This window comes from Citrobacter sp. Cpo109 (assembly GCF_030332565.1).
Lineage (GTDB): Bacteria > Pseudomonadota > Gammaproteobacteria > Enterobacterales > Enterobacteriaceae > Citrobacter > Citrobacter portucalensis.
In genome coordinates this window covers 66,616-81,553 of record NZ_JAOWHQ010000055.1, presented here as the reverse complement: position 1 = coordinate 81,553, position 14,938 = coordinate 66,616, and the positions used below count along the sequence as shown (strand labels likewise).

Annotated in this window: 10 protein-coding genes; 8 read left to right on the top strand and 2 right to left on the bottom strand. The window is 51.4% G+C overall.

The window, feature by feature from the left end; genetic code table 11:
• The first annotated feature begins 147 nt into the window (after positions 1-147).
• A complete protein-coding gene (locus OGY71_RS08610) occupies positions 148-1,260 on the top strand; it encodes an agmatine deiminase family protein (protein WP_003830884.1) in 1,113 nt (370 codons plus the stop codon).
• 505 nt (positions 1,261-1,765) lie between these two features.
• Entirely contained in the window at positions 1,766-3,988 is a 2,223-nt protein-coding gene (locus OGY71_RS08605; RefSeq protein WP_286560859.1) for an EAL domain-containing protein, read from the top strand.
• A 186-nt stretch (positions 3,989-4,174) separates the two neighbouring features.
• On the opposite strand, the gene OGY71_RS08600 is transcribed toward OGY71_RS08605, so the two are convergent.
• Positions 4,175-5,563: an APC family permease gene (locus OGY71_RS08600; protein ID WP_149334955.1), complete on the bottom strand. Its 1,389-nt coding sequence runs from the start codon at positions 5,561-5,563 to the stop codon at positions 4,175-4,177.
• Between the two features lie 343 nt (positions 5,564-5,906).
• On the bottom strand, positions 5,907-7,325 hold the full coding sequence (locus OGY71_RS08595; RefSeq protein ID WP_003830879.1) for a glutamine synthetase family protein: 1,419 nt from the start codon (positions 7,323-7,325) through the stop codon (positions 5,907-5,909).
• A 212-nt stretch (positions 7,326-7,537) separates the two neighbouring features.
• On the opposite strand from OGY71_RS08595, the gene puuD reads away from it, so the two are divergent.
• The 6 genes from puuD (at position 7,538) to hyaB (ending at position 14,920) form a co-directional block, all read left to right on the top strand.
• Positions 7,538-8,302 carry a gamma-glutamyl-gamma-aminobutyrate hydrolase gene (gene puuD, locus OGY71_RS08590; RefSeq protein WP_003830878.1) on the top strand — a complete coding sequence of 255 codons (765 nt, stop codon included), beginning with the start codon at positions 7,538-7,540 and terminating at the stop codon, positions 8,300-8,302.
• A gap of 25 nt (positions 8,303-8,327) precedes the next feature.
• On the top strand, positions 8,328-8,885 hold the full coding sequence (gene puuR / locus OGY71_RS08585) for an HTH-type transcriptional regulator PuuR (RefSeq protein ID WP_003830877.1): 558 nt from the start codon (positions 8,328-8,330) through the stop codon (positions 8,883-8,885).
• A gap of 138 nt (positions 8,886-9,023) precedes the next feature.
• Complete coding sequence (gene puuC, locus OGY71_RS08580; RefSeq protein WP_003830876.1) at positions 9,024-10,511, top strand: aldehyde dehydrogenase PuuC; 1,488 nt, start codon at positions 9,024-9,026, stop codon at positions 10,509-10,511.
• A 2-nt stretch (positions 10,512-10,513) separates the two neighbouring features.
• The gene (locus OGY71_RS08575) at positions 10,514-11,794 is read left to right on the top strand and encodes an NAD(P)/FAD-dependent oxidoreductase (protein ID WP_003830874.1); all 1,281 of its coding nucleotides are present in this window, start codon (positions 10,514-10,516) and stop codon (positions 11,792-11,794) included.
• A 208-nt stretch (positions 11,795-12,002) separates the two neighbouring features.
• Positions 12,003-13,130: a hydrogenase 1 small subunit gene (hyaA, locus tag OGY71_RS08570; RefSeq protein ID WP_032934533.1), complete on the top strand. Its 1,128-nt coding sequence runs from the start codon at positions 12,003-12,005 to the stop codon at positions 13,128-13,130.
• Entirely contained in the window at positions 13,127-14,920 is a 1,794-nt protein-coding gene (gene hyaB, locus OGY71_RS08565) for a Ni/Fe-hydrogenase large subunit (RefSeq protein WP_003830872.1), read from the top strand. Before hyaA ends, hyaB begins: the two co-directional genes overlap by 4 nt.
• Positions 14,921-14,938: the final 18 nt, after the last annotated feature.

Below are 14,938 nucleotides of genomic sequence, written 5' to 3'. Positions count from 1 at the left end.
AACGTATATCTCTTATGTTATATTCCGCGTGAAATTTACCAGAGTTCACTTTATTTATTATTCAATATTTAAAATACGCAGAATATTTATTATCTATTATTATTTTAATCACCTGATATCAGGTAAAAATACGCAAAGGTTAATCCTATGATGACAAGACGTTCATTCGTCAGACAAGGCCTGGTGACTTCAACGAGTATGCTACTCGCCGGTATGACGGGCTTCAGCTTTAGCCAACTTGCCCGCGCAACAGAGAACCGCCGCTGGCAAATGCCAGATGAAGGCGCACCGCATGCGGCAACCTGGATGGCGTTTGGTGCCAGTGCGGAGATCTGGGAGCCTCATCTGCTACCGGTGGTGCAGAAAAACCTGGCGTTAGTTGCCAAAACCATCGCCGCATTTGAACCCGTGAATATGTTAGTACGCGAAGAAGACAGCGAACTCGCCGCGCGTCTGTGCGGGCCGTCGGTCAATCTTCTGGTGCACCCAATAGACGATCTATGGATCCGCGACACCGGGCCGGTATTTGTGAAAAGCGCCAGCGGCGCGCTCGGCGGAGTGGGATTTAATTTCAACGGCTGGGGCAATAAGCAAGAGCACGAACGAGATGCCGATGTAGCTGAATTCGTTACTGATTACGTTCAGGCCGAGTTTATTCGCTCAGCGCTAACACTGGAAGGTGGCGGTATTGAGGTGGACGGCGAAGGCACGGCGATTATTACCGAGAGCTGCGTGCTTAACTCCAACCGTAATCCTGGCGTCAGCAAAGCCGAATGCGAAGAAGAACTTAAGCGACTGCTAGGTCTGGAGAAAATCATCTGGTTGCCGGGTATTGCCGGCAAGGATATTACCGACGGCCATACAGATTTTTATGCCAGGTTCACGCATCCGGGTACGGTGGTGGCTGGTCTTGAGCAGGATCCGTCGTCCTTTGATTACGCGATTACCCGGCGTCATCTGGATATATTACGGGCCGCCACGGATGCCAAAGGCCGACGGTTGAAGGTCGTCACGCTGGAAGGACCTTCTACCATCCGCCAGACTTATGCGAGCGATGATTTCACCGCAGGGTATATCAATTTTTATCTGTGTAATGATGCCGTCATTGCACCGCAATTTGGCGATAAGCGCACCGATCGTAATACCCACGCTATTTTGCAGGAGCTGTTTGCCGATCGTGAAATTATTCAGTTGAATATCGACGGTATCGCTGCCGGTGGCGGCGGTATTCACTGCGCGACACAGCAGCAGCCTCGTTAATGATTAACAATTGAGTGTGTTGTGGGAAGGTGGGGGAAACTCACTTTCCTGACAATAACAGAATGATTCCCTTAGAAAGATGCCTCCGTAGGTTAAATTTTAATAAACAAAGCACTTAATTAACATTTATGAAATAAATACCATTAAAAGATAACACTTTAATAGCTTTCATCGATCTTTCATGGTATTTATGATCTACCAAACCTATCGATAAAATCTATCAAAAAATTTATATTGATCGTTATTATCGATCGTATATTCTGTCTTAAATAGTGGCTAATAACGGAATTTTTATTATCAGTACAGCTACAAAGATTGTTCTCCCCTGCGTTGTGAAACACAGTGAAATTATCGAGGATTACATTTAAAAAATTCATATAACATATTTTAGAATGGTTTTCAATTAGCGAAAACATCCAAAAATACACATTTTAAGCCCTAAATCTAACCTGTTTTAAGTAGATGACTTAAATCGAGAACGGTGATAACTCACTGAGAATTGCAAATGATGATATTGCTAAGAAAAACGGAAAATATAAATTTCATTAATACATTTAGAGACTATTTTTGTGTCGGCATCGCGTTTTTTGCATTACAGCTGGTCGCTGGTCATCTCAGTAAGCAAGAGGATGTTGCGGGTATAACACTGCATTTTTACGATCTCACTTTACCTCTCATTTCTGCATTGCTGGTTTTATACCGGCAAAAGGCGCTGCCAATTTTGGCTGCCTTTTTCTTGTATGCGCTTTACTCTTACTCTTTATCTTCGGTATTCACGCTAACGGCTCAGCTACTAGCTGCTCTCATTAGCCAGACACTCTACTTTTTCTCGACAGGCAAACGAGGCGCGGTTAGCTTTGGTCGTAGCCAGCTTACAACCCTGCGTATTGTCTGGCTCGTGTGTTGCAACGCCTTACTATTCATCTCAATTGATCACTGGTTCCAATCGAACACAGCCTCTGCACCGATCGCAAACCTTTTTACACTACAAACATTAATTAACTTACAGTGGCTGATGAACTCTTGCCTGACTGGCATCCCTTTTTGTTATCTGTTGCTTAGAAGCGTTCAAAATCCTGCATGGTGCATTCTATACATTAGACAAGTAAAGGCGCTGATAAAATCCGGCCCTCCTATTCTGTATCAAGTATTATGGCTGGTGCTGTTACTCTGCATTATGTCCGCTTTGATCGTCATCAGAGAAGATATTCTTATATTTACAGACTATTCATTACTGTGGTTACTTCCAGTAATGCTATGGGGAGTGATCTGCATTGGCCATGCTTTGATATCCCCTGTATGGGTAACAATGCTCATCCTGTTGGGATATTATATAAACAGCTATATTCCGCCTGCTAACTATGATAATTATTTACATAGTCTCGTGATTTCCTCCACGATAGTGTTTGTCTTTTCTCTTACGATTGTTGTTACCGGTGTACTTGTGGTTCATAACCGAAAATATCTCCGCCGCCTCAAACAACTTTTTAGATCAGAGCCTAACACTGGACTGCCTAACTTTCAGGCCCTGCAAATGGACATCCGTAAACACGCAACAGAGTGCTTGTGTTACATCCGTTGTACAGAGTTGAATACGCTGGAGCAAACTCACGGAATAGAATTCCGTTTTGAATTTGTAAAAGCGCTAAGCGCATATGTACGTAAATTGATTAAGGGTACAGGTGATATTTATTACGCACCAGGTCATGGAATAATTCTACGCCTTAATGCTGTCCCTGACATTCCTGATTTTTACAAAGAGCTAAACTCTTTTCGTTTTATCTGGAAGGACTACCAATTAGGGCTATCTTGTGGTGTGGCATATACCACCGAGAAAAACCTGATTAAAAATTTATCTCAAGCAATTAAGCATCTTAATACCCAAAGCTACATCTCGTTAATGCAGGGGCAACCGTTGTTACTCAGCCCGCAAGTGCCAGGTGATAAAATTGTCAGTCAGGCGATCATTCGCCATATGTTGCAAAAAGCAATTGACAGAAAGTCGTTTGAGCTTATGGCTCAACCCATCGTATCAACGATGCTGGTTGTTCAGCCGATCGTTTCAACCACGGGACTGACACGTTATCACGAGATACTTATTCGGATAAAAATGGTTGATGGTAAGTTAATCTTTCCAGATACCATCCTACCGGTTGCTCGCGAGGCAGGATTACTTCCTGCGCTAGATATCACTGTTATTGAGCAAACATTTCGTTTTATACAGTCACGGCAGAAATCTGACCCGAACAGTCATTTCTCCATTAATCTGACACCAGACTCACTTAATAAAATTGATTTTCTTGATAATGTTTTCACATTGTTTAGAAAATACTCAATAGCACCTGAACGTATAATTTTTGAAGTCATTGAGTCAGATATCATTGACAACGCAAATGTCACTGATGTTCTGAGAGCACTACGTAAAGCCGGTTCTAAAATTGCTATTGATGATTTTGGCACAGGAGCGTCAAGCTATTCACGACTACGAACGTTAGACGCAGATATTCTGAAAATTGATGGTTCCTTTATCCGTAACATACTGACCGATGAATTTAGTCGATGCGCCGTCAGATCCTTCTGCGAAGTAGCAAAACTCAAAAACATGGAAGTAGTCGCTGAGTTTGTTGAAAATGAGGAAATTGAAAAGATGCTAATTACGATGGGTATTGGTTGGTTACAGGGATACCATATAGGGAAACCCGTTCCTATAGAGTTGGCTGAATTATAGTTCAGTAATTATAATAATAATGATATTCCTACATTGATCCACTTACCGGCTCCCGTGCCGGTTTTTTTATTCCCTAAAACAAGCGGTATATTAATTAAAGCAGGTATGCCGCGACCGTTTGCCGCGACATACCGTGTTTCATTTTTACCTCAACTCAGCCGAATGCTACGGCCTATTCAGCTTCCATCACTCCCAGGCGCGCTCAGATTTCGCGGCGTCAAACTGCGGCGGCGGTTTGCGAAAACGTCCGGTCAGCCAGGCAAGATACACCAGCCCTAACCCGGCCCATACCAGTCCCAGCGTCAGCGATGTCACCTCCAGATTCACCCACAGTACGGCAACCGTGGCGGCACCGACCATTGGCAATACCAGATAGTGCAGCTTCTCCTGCCAGGTATGCTTGCGTCCTTCACGACGCCAGAAGTGGTTAAACACGGAGAGATTAACGAACGTAAAGGCCACCAGCGCACCAAAGTTAATCAACGCCGTGGCAGTCACCAGGTCAAAAAACAGGGCCGACAGCGCCACAATCCCGACCATGATGACGTTCAACGCGGGAGTACGCCATTTTGGATGGACATAACCGAAATATTTTTCCGGGAAGACGTTATCGCGGCCCATCACGTACAGCAGGCGCGAAACGCTGGCATGCGACGCCAGACCTGAAGCCAGCGTATTCACAAAGGTGGTACACAGGAAAATAGACTGGAACAGCTTGCCGCCGACGTACAGCGCAATCTCCGGCAGCGCCGCATCCGGGTCTTTGAATCGGCTAATGTCCGGGAAAAACAGTTGCATAAAGAACGAGGCGGCAATGAAGATCAGCCCACCGTACAGCGCGGTAAGAAAAATAGCTTTCGGGATGGTGCGCGCAGCATCCGGCGTCTCTTCGGAGAGCGTCGTTACCGCATCAAAGCCGAGAAACGAGAAGCAGACAATGGTCGCCCCGGTGATAATCGGGATCAAATGCGCATTCTGGCTGATAAACGGTTGCAGCGACCAGACGGTCCCAACCCCTTCCCCTTTGTGCAGCCCCTGCACCACGAGGAAAATGAACACCACGATGATCGCCACCTGCACCAGTACAAACAGCGCATTGAAGTTCGCTACCAGATTAACGCTTTTCAGATTGGCCGCGGTGAGGATCGCGACGAACATCACCACCCAAATCCATGGCGCAACCCCCGGGAACAGCGCGGAAAGGTAAATTTTCGCCAAGAGTACGTTAATCATCGGCAGGAAAAGGTAGTCAAGCAGTGACGACCAGCCGACCATAAACCCGACATGCGGATTAATCGCTTTTTGCGCGTAGGTATAGGCCGAGCCGGCCTGTGGAAACTGGCGCACCAGCTTTCCATAACTGATGGCGGTAAACAGTACTCCCGCCAGGGCCAGCAGGTAGGAGGCCGGAACATGGCCATTGCTGATACCCGAAACAATGCCAAAGGTGTCAAACACCGTCATCGGCGTGAGATAGGCCAGCCCCATCACCACCACCTGCCACAGCTTGAGGGATTTACGCAGCTGTGCTTTGCCTGGCTGGACAGAATGATCTGCAGAAGAGTTAGTCGACATAGTTTTCCTCCCCGCTACGAGTCCAGTTCTGCGTTCGAAACGTGGGTACAGCAGACCTGGGTCGTGTCGGGGAGGAATGGCATAAAAAAGGCGTCAATGTGGTACGGCACAGATGCGGTCCGTATTTACTGCGGGAGCCATGAATACTCACGCGGGGCAGGTTTTTAAACATTGGCATCATCACATTTCCTCGTCACAAACTCTGTCGGTTATCTGAAGACCCGTTGTCGCCCGCGCTCCATTACGCGACATCCGGGAAATGGCAGGTATTCCTGCAATTTTTACGGGCTGGCTCCGCTCAGCCCGCATGATGCGACTTCTTTTTCAATGACCTGTACAACGGTCAGGCGTTTTTCAGCATCCACTCAATTTCAGTGTCGGTTATCAGACGTTCAAACTGGATAAGCTCATCGTTTTTACAGGCGTGATACACATGGCTAAACCGCTCACCCAATAGTTCACGCAGACTGTCATTTTGCATGAACTCCCACAGTGCATCGCTCTGGCGAATCGGGAACGGCAGCCCTTCCTGCTCCAGACCGTTACCCTCCACTTCTTCTTGTAACGGCAATTCGTTATCCAGACCGTGAAGGATCCCCGCCAGAATGGTCGACATCACCAGATACGGGTTGGCATCAGCCCCCGCTACGCGATATTCAACCCGATGGTTATCACGGTCGCCGCAGGGAATACGCAGCGCCACCGTACGATTGTTGTGCCCCCAGGACGCCTGGGTCGGAACATACATCCCCGGCTGGAAGCGGCGATAGGAGTTCACATTCGGTGCCAGCAGCGCCATTGATGCGGGCATCAGATCAATCATCCCAGCGAGCGCACGCTTTAATAACGCGGAATCATCGCCATTCGCATCAGCCAGCACGTTCTCACCTTTGTTATTCATTACGCTGATGTGGATATGCATCCCGCTACCGGCATGCTCCTCATAAGGTTTTGCCATAAACGTGGCATGCATCTTATGTTTCTCCGCCACCAGCCGTACCAGACGTTTCAGCGCCAGCGCGTCATCGCAGGCGTCGAGCACGTTGTCGGTATGGTAGAGGTTGATTTCAAACTGCCCAGGAGAGGCTTCAGCCACCGCGCCGTCAGCCGGGATCAGCTGCAAACGGGCCAGTTCATCGATATCGTTCAGCACATCAGCAAAATGGTTCAGGTTATCAACCGAATAAACCTGACTTTGGGTATTACGATCGTCCGTTCCCGGCGCGCATGGCGGCTGCAGATAACCTTCGGGATCGCGCTTACGATCGAGTAAATAGAACTCCAGCTCTACCGCTACGACGGGGAACAGACCGCGCTGGCGAAGTTTCTGCCAGAGTCGGTTTAGTACGTTCCGCGGCTCAACGTCAAAGGGAGCGCCATCTTCATCCAGCATCGTCAGCATCATCTGCGCAATAAATTCCGGATCGGCAGCCGAAGGGGTTAACGTACCTGCCACGGGTACACAGGTCCGATCCGGTTCGCCAAGCTCCTGGCCTAATCCCGCCTCTTCGACCACATTGCCCAGAATATCCATCGCGAAAACGGATGCCGGGAAATAGCAGCCTTTCTCTAACTTATGCAATCCCGCAACGGGAAGGCGCTTACCGCGAAAACAGCCATTAAGGTCGGTTAACAACACATCCACATACTGCGTATTAGGATAGCGTTCCAGATACTGCTTAACTTCGCGCGCAAACGCGCTACTTCGTCTCTCTTCAGAATGCTGAACAAAATTCTCAACTTCTACGATATTGGTTTCCATGATTCACCGCCGTTGGCCTGGTAAGCTGTTCTGTGATTTAACTGTTAAATATAATGTCCACCCTTCGACTCTGGATGCAAACAAATTGTTTGTCAAATGTTAAATTAAGTTTGCTAGAAGGTTATTCCGCTGCTAGATTGAGAAAATAATGAACGGAATGGCACAACAAGGAACCGTTTGGCAATAATTTATTCCAAAACGTGAGGTCGATCATGGGCAATATATTTGACAAGCCAGTTATTGGTGTAGTGATGTGTAGGAACAGGCTTAAGGGTCACCAGACCCAGACTCTGCAAGAAAAGTACCTGAATGCGGTATTAAATGCCGGTGGATTACCGATAGCGCTTCCCCATGCGCTTGCGGAACCCGAATTGTTGAACGCGCTGTTACCAAAACTGGACGGTATCTTCCTGCCAGGAAGCCCAAGCAATGTGCAGCCGCACCTCTATGGTGAAAATGGCGATGAGTCTGACGCCGATCCCGGGCGTGATCTTCTGAGCATGGCGCTAATTACCGCCGGGCTCGAAAGGCGCATTCCCATTTTCGCCATCTGCCGGGGCTTACAGGAATTAGTTGTCGCCACTGGCGGGACTCTGTATCGTCGCCTGTGCGATCATCCACAGTTCCTGGAACATCGTGAAGATGCGGAACTCCCGGTGGAGCAGCAATATGCGCCATCTCATGAAGTCCAGGTTCAACAGGGAGGATTGCTATCTCAGTTAATACCAGGTTGCAGCACGTTTTGGGTCAACTCCTTGCATGGTCAGGGCGCAAAAACCCTTGGCCCGCAGCTGCGCGTGGAAGCACGCTCGCAGGATGGATTAGTGGAAGCTGCCAGCGTCCATGACCATCCTTTCGCGCTCGGCGTGCAGTGGCACCCGGAATGGAACAGTAGCGAATACGCCCTGTCGCGTTTGTTACTTGAAGGTTTTATCACCGCTTGTCAGAACCACCTCGCTGAAAAACAGCGACTCTGACCACTACAGTTAAGGAAATGCAATTATGAGCGATGACGGCCTGGCGCCGGGTAAACGTTTGTCAGAGATCCGCCAGCAATTGGGTCTTTCGCAGCGTCGTGCCGCCGAACTGTCTGGGTTAACGCATAGCGCCATCAGCACCATAGAGCAGGATAAAGTCAGTCCTGCCATCAGTACGCTGCAAAAGCTATTGAAAGTATATGGGCTGTCGCTCTCCGAGTTCTTCGCGGAACCGGAAAAGCCTGACGAACCGCAGGTGGTTATCAATCAGGATGATTTGATTGAGATCGGGAGTCAGGGAGTATCCATGAAGCTGGTACACAACGGAAATCCGAATCGTACGCTGGCAATGATGTTTGAAACCTATCAGCCAGGTACGACAACCGGGGAGAGAATTAAACACCAGGGTGAAGAGATTGGCACAATACTGGAAGGTGAAGTGATACTGACCATCAACGGTCAAACGTATCCTCTTGTTGCAGGACAAAGCTATGCCATTAACACTGGCATACCACACAGTTTCAGCAACACCTCGGCAGGGATCTGCCGCATCATCAGTGCCCACACTCCCACCACTTTCTAATAAGTAGCGGCCTGAGTTTCTCAGGCCTTCTTAAAAAACGCGCATTAACAGGGTACATCCCTGGGGCATCGTGCAGCCTGATTTTGCCTGAAAAAGATCAGCAACGAACTTTATCTTATTGATATAAAAGGAGTAGCTATGAAATTTCAGAATCTTAAATATTGGCGTGAGAAAGCCAGCCATTATTCACCAGAGACCCGTTTATTTATTAACGGCGAATATTGTGCCGCCGCCGATAACGAAACCTTTATTACGCTGGATCCGGCAGGACAACGTCCTCTGGCTAAAGTCGCCCGCGGTAAAAAAGCGGATGTGGACCGCGCGGTCACCGCAGCCCGTACCGTCTTTGAACGCGGAGACTGGTCGCAAGCCTCACCCGCAGAGCGCAAAGCGGTACTGCACAAACTCGCCGATTTAATGGAGCAGCATCACGAGGAGCTGGCGCTACTGGAAACGCTCGATACCGGTAAACCGATTCGCCATAGCCTGCGTGATGATATTCCCGGCGCGGCACGCGCCATCCGCTGGTATGCCGAAGCTATAGATAAAGTCTATGGCGAAGTTGCCACCACCTCGGTGAACGATCTGGCACTGATTGTGCGCGAACCGGTGGGCGTGATTGCGGCCATAGTACCGTGGAATTTTCCCCTGCTGCTGGCCTGCTGGAAACTCGGCCCGGCACTGGCAGCGGGCAACAGCGTGATCCTCAAGCCTTCCGAAAAATCACCGCTGACCGCCATTCGCCTGGCTGCGCTGGCTAAAAAAGCAGGTTTGCCCGATGGCGTTCTCAGCGTTGTTAGCGGGTATGGTCACGAAGCGGGCCAGGCGTTGTCACAGCATCCGGATGTTGATGTGATCACCTTTACCGGCTCGACCCGTACCGGCAAGCAACTGCTCAAAGACGCTGGCGACAGCAACATGAAACGCGTCTGGCTGGAGGCCGGAGGTAAAAGCGCCAATATCGTGTTTGCCGACTGTCCGGATCTGCCGAAAGCCGCCGCTAATGCAGCGGCAGGTATCTTCTATAACCAGGGCCAGGTTTGTATCGCCGGTACGCGTCTGCTGCTGGAAGAGAGCATTGCCGACGAGTTCATCGCCCTGCTGAAAGAGCAGGCGAAAAACTGGCAGCCTGGCAACCCGTTGGATCCGGAAACCACGATGGGCACGCTTATCGACAATGCGCATGCCGACACCGTGCACGGTTTTATTCGCGACGGTGAAGCGCAAGGCATGCTGGCGCTGGATGGCCGCAGCCACGTACATCCGGCCGCTATCGGTCCGACTATTTTTGTCGATACCGCACCGCAGGCCCACGTCAGCCGCGATGAAATCTTCGGCCCGGTACTGGTCGTCACCCGTTTTAGCAGTGAAGCCGAAGCCCTGGCGTTAGCCAACGACAGTGACTACGGCCTCGGCGCCGCAGTCTGGACCCGTGATTTATCGCGCGCCCACCGTATGAGCCGTCGCCTGAAAGCCGGCTCAGTCTTCGTGAATAACTACAACGACGGTGATATGACCGTGCCGTTCGGCGGTTATAAGCAAAGCGGTAACGGACGCGATAAATCCCTGCATGCGCTGGAAAAATTTAGCGAACTGAAAACCATCTGGATCTCCCTGGAGTCTTAATCATGACTGAACATACCAGCAGTTATTACGCCGCAAGCGCCAATCAGTACGAACCGTTTCCGACCCTTAGCGAATCGGTTAGCTGTGATGTTTGCGTGGTGGGCGGTGGTTATACCGGACTCTCCTCCGCCCTGCATTTAGCGGAAATGGGTTACGACGTGGTGCTACTGGAATCCGCGCGTATTGGTTTCGGGGCCAGCGGACGTAACGGCGGTCAGTTGGTGAACTCCTACAGTCGCGATATCGACGTTATCGAACGTACCTATGGCCCGGACGCCGCTAAAATGCTCGGTGGAATGATGTTTGAAGGCGGCAATATCATCCGCGAACGCATCAAGCGTTATCAGATCGAATGCGATTATCGTCCCGGCGGGCTGTTTGTAGCGCTGAACCACAAACAGATGGAAACGCTGGAAGAGCAGAAGTCGAACTGGGAACGCTACGGCAACACGCAGCTTGAACTGTTAGACAGCAGTGAAATTCGTCGCGAAGTCAGCAGCGATCGTTATGTCGGCGCGCTGCTCGACCACAGCGGTGGTCATATTCACCCGCTGAACCTGGCGATTGGCGAAGCTAACGCCATTCGTCTGAACGGCGGACGCGTCTACGAACAGTCGCCAGTCACCCGTATTCAGCACACCAGCCCTGCAGTGATCAGCACTGAAAAAGGTCAGGTGACAGCCCGCTTTGTGATCGTCGCGGGCAACGCCTACCTCGGAGACAAACTGGAGCCTGCGCTGGCAAAAAGCAGTATGCCGTGCGGCACGCAGGTATTAACCACCGAACCGCTGTCGGCGGAGATGGCGCGCTCGCTAATCCCGAAAAACTACTGCGTGGAAGATTGTAACTACCTGCTCGATTACTACCGTCTGACCGGCGATAACCGCCTGCTGTACGGCGGCGGTGTAGTCTATGGCGCTCGCGATCCGGATGATATTGAGCGTCTGGTGATGCCGAAACTGCTGAAGACCTTCCCGCAATTACAGGGGGTAAAAATTGATTTCCGCTGGACCGGTAATTTCCTGTTAACGCTGTCTCGCATGCCGCAGTTCGGCCGTCTTGATACCAACATCTACTATATGCAGGGCTACAGCGGCCACGGCGTGACCTGTACTCACCTTGCAGGACGCCTGATTTCCGAACTGCTGCGTGGGGATGCCGAGCGCTTTGACGCGTTCGCCAAACTGCCGCACTACCCGTTCCCGGGAGGCCGCAGCCTGCGCATTCCGTTTACCGCCATGGGGGCGGCATATTACAGCTTACGCGATCGCCTTGGGGTTTAAGTTCTTCCGCGATAAACCCGACGCACAGGGCGGTCCCCCCTGTGCGTTTTTTTATTCCTGGAAAGCGAAAAACAGATAACAGGTACGAAAATACCGCAATAGGACATAACCACACTCTTTGCATTGTTTCTCCCTTCCGATCGGATACGCTTTTTTAGATATCGCTGGCGGCATGCGCCAGAACTCAACGGGGGAAGAAACGCGTGTTATGAATACGAATAACGAGGAGACCTTTTATCAGGCGATGCGTCGCAAAGGCGTAAGCAGACGCAGTTTTCTCAAATATTGTAGCCTCGCCGCTACATCGCTGGGGTTGGGAGCCGGAATGACGCCCAGAATTGCATGGGCGCTGGAGAACAAACCCCGGATCCCGGTAGTCTGGATCCACGGGCTGGAATGCACCTGCTGCACCGAATCATTTATCCGCTCCTCTCACCCACTTGCCAAAGACGTCATCCTCTCCCTGATTTCCCTCGATTACGACGACACGCTGATGGCCGCCGCCGGAACGCAGGCCGAAGAGGTATTTGAAGACATTCTGAGCCGCTACCACGGCCGATATATTCTGGCAGTCGAAGGTAATCCTCCACTGGGCGAGCAAGGGATGTTTTGCATCAGCAGCGGGCGTCCTTTTATTGAAAAGCTAAAAAGAGCCGCGGCAGGTGCCAGCGCGATTATCGCCTGGGGAACCTGCGCCTCCTGGGGCTGCGTGCAGGCTGCCCGGCCTAACCCCACCCAGGCGACACCAATCGATAAGGTGATCACCGATAAGCCGATCGTGAAAGTGCCCGGCTGCCCGCCGATTCCGGATGTCATGAGCGCCATCATTACCTACCTGGTGACGTTTGGAAGGTTGCCTGAACTCGACCGTCTGGGTCGTCCGCTGATGTTCTATGGTCAGCGTATCCACGACAAATGCTACCGCCGCGCCCACTTTGACGCCGGGGAGTTCGTTGAGAGTTGGGACGATGACGCCGCCCGCCAAGGCTATTGCCTGTACAAAATGGGTTGCAAAGGGCCAACCACCTATAACGCCTGTTCCACCACCCGCTGGAATGGTGGCGTTTCCTTCCCCATCCAGTCCGGCCACGGTTGTCTGGGATGTTCGGAAAACGGCTTCTGGGATCGCGGTTCGTTCTACAGCCGCGTGGTTGATATTCCACAAATGGGGACGCATTCAACCGCCGATACCGTTGGCCTCACCGCGCTAGGCGTCGTGGCGGCCGGTGTCGGTGTTCACGCAGTCGCCAGCGCCGTCAATCAACACCACCGCCACAAACAGCAACTAGCCGACGCCGGACAACAGTCTCCAGACAATAAGGATAAACAGGCATGAGCAATTCGTATCAAACCCAGGGATATACGGTCAATAATGCCGGTCGCCGCCTGGTTGTCGACCCCATCACGCGCATTGAAGGCCATATGCGTTGTGAAGTGAACATTAATGAGCAGAACATCATCACCAACGCGGTTTCCTGCGGCACCATGTTCCGCGGGCTGGAGATCATTCTACAGGGGCGCGACCCGCGCGATGCCTGGGCATTTGTCGAACGAATTTGCGGAGTGTGCACCGGCGTACATGCGCTCGCTTCGGTCTATGCCATTGAAGATGCTATTGGCATCAAGGTGCCCGACAACGCCAACATCATTCGCAATATTATGCTGGCGACGCTGTGGTGCCACGACCATCTGGTGCACTTTTACCAGTTAGCCGGAATGGACTGGATTGACGTACTGAATGCCCTGAAAGCAGACCCGCGCGCCACATCGCAGTTGGCACAAAGCCTTTCAGCCTGGCCGATGTCTTCTCCAGGCTACTTCTTTGACGTTCAAAATCGCCTGAAGAAATTTGTCGAAGGCGGTCAGTTGGGGATTTTCCGCAACGGTTACTGGGGACATCCGCAGTACAAGCTGTCGCCAGAGGCCAACCTGATGGGCTTTGCCCACTATCTGGAAGCGCTCGATTTTCAGCGCGAGATCATCAAAATCCATACGGTGTTTGGCGGTAAGAATCCGCATCCGAACTGGATTGTCGGCGGGATGCCGTGCGCTATCAATATCGATCAGAGCGGCGCGGTAGGCGCAGTCGATATGGAACGCCTGAACCTGGTGCAGTCGATCATCACCCGCACCGCCGACTTCATCAACAACGTCATGGTGCCTGACGCGCTGGCTATCGGCCAGTTCAATAAACCCTGGAGCCAGATTGGCACCGGGCTTTCTAATAAGTGCGTCTTAAGCTACGGCGCGTTCCCGGATATCGCCAATGACTTCAGCGCGAAGAGCCTGTTGATGCCTGGCGGTGCGGTGATTAACGGTGATTTTAACAACGTCATGCCGGTGGACCTGGACGATCAGCAGCAAATTCAGGAGTTTGTCGATCATGCCTGGTATCGTTATCCGGACGATCAATTAGGTCGTCATCCGTTCGAAGGGATTACTGAACCCTGGTATAACCCGGGCGATGTCAAAGGCAGCGATACCGATATCAAGCAGCTCAACGAACAGGAACGCTATTCGTGGATTAAAGCCCCGCGCTGGCGGGGACACGCTATGGAAGTTGGGCCGCTGGCACGTACGCTGATTGCCTATCACAAAGGTGATGCCGCCACGATTGAATCCGTGGACCGCATGATGTCCGCCCTCAAGCTGCCTCTGTCGGGTATGCAATCAACGCTGGGACGTATTCTGTGTCGCGCGCACGAAGCGCAGTGGGCCGTGAGCAAGTTGCAATATTTCTTCGACAAGCTGATGACCAACCTGAAAAACGGCAATCTGGCTACCGCAAATACCGAAAAGTGGGAGCCTGAAAGCTGGCCGCAGCACTGTCGCGGGATCGGTTTTACCGAAGCGCCGCGCGGAGCATTAGGCCACTGGGCATCGATTCGCGACCAGAAGATCGACCTGTATCAATGCGTGGTGCCGACCACCTGGAATGCCAGCCCGCGCGATCCAAAGGGACAAATTGGCGCTTACGAGGCGGCGCTGATGGGCACCCAAATGGCGATACCGGATCAACCGCTGGAGATCCTGCGCACCTTGCACAGCTTCGACCCCTGCCTGGCATGTTCAACCCACGTACTCGGCGACGACGGCAGCGAACTTATCGCCGTCCAGGTTCGCTAAGCGTTAAGGAACGGAACG

Excerpts from the sequence above, each read along its gene's own strand:
- OGY71_RS08610 (WP_003830884.1), top strand. The coding sequence starts at position 148 with ATGATGACAAGACGTTCATTCGTCAGACAAGGCCTGGTGACTTCAACG.
- OGY71_RS08605 (WP_286560859.1), top strand. The coding sequence starts at position 1,766 with ATGATGATATTGCTAAGAAAAACGGAAAATATAAATTTCATTAATACA.
- OGY71_RS08600 (WP_149334955.1), bottom strand. The coding sequence starts at position 5,563 with ATGTCGACTAACTCTTCTGCAGATCATTCTGTCCAGCCAGGCAAAGCA.
- OGY71_RS08595 (WP_003830879.1), bottom strand. The coding sequence starts at position 7,325 with ATGGAAACCAATATCGTAGAAGTTGAGAATTTTGTTCAGCATTCTGAA.
- puuD (WP_003830878.1), top strand. The coding sequence starts at position 7,538 with ATGGGCAATATATTTGACAAGCCAGTTATTGGTGTAGTGATGTGTAGG.
- puuR (WP_003830877.1), top strand. The coding sequence starts at position 8,328 with ATGAGCGATGACGGCCTGGCGCCGGGTAAACGTTTGTCAGAGATCCGC.
- puuC (WP_003830876.1), top strand. The coding sequence starts at position 9,024 with ATGAAATTTCAGAATCTTAAATATTGGCGTGAGAAAGCCAGCCATTAT.
- OGY71_RS08575 (WP_003830874.1), top strand. The coding sequence starts at position 10,514 with ATGACTGAACATACCAGCAGTTATTACGCCGCAAGCGCCAATCAGTAC.
- hyaA (WP_032934533.1), top strand. The coding sequence starts at position 12,003 with ATGAATACGAATAACGAGGAGACCTTTTATCAGGCGATGCGTCGCAAA.
- hyaB (WP_003830872.1), top strand. The coding sequence starts at position 13,127 with ATGAGCAATTCGTATCAAACCCAGGGATATACGGTCAATAATGCCGGT.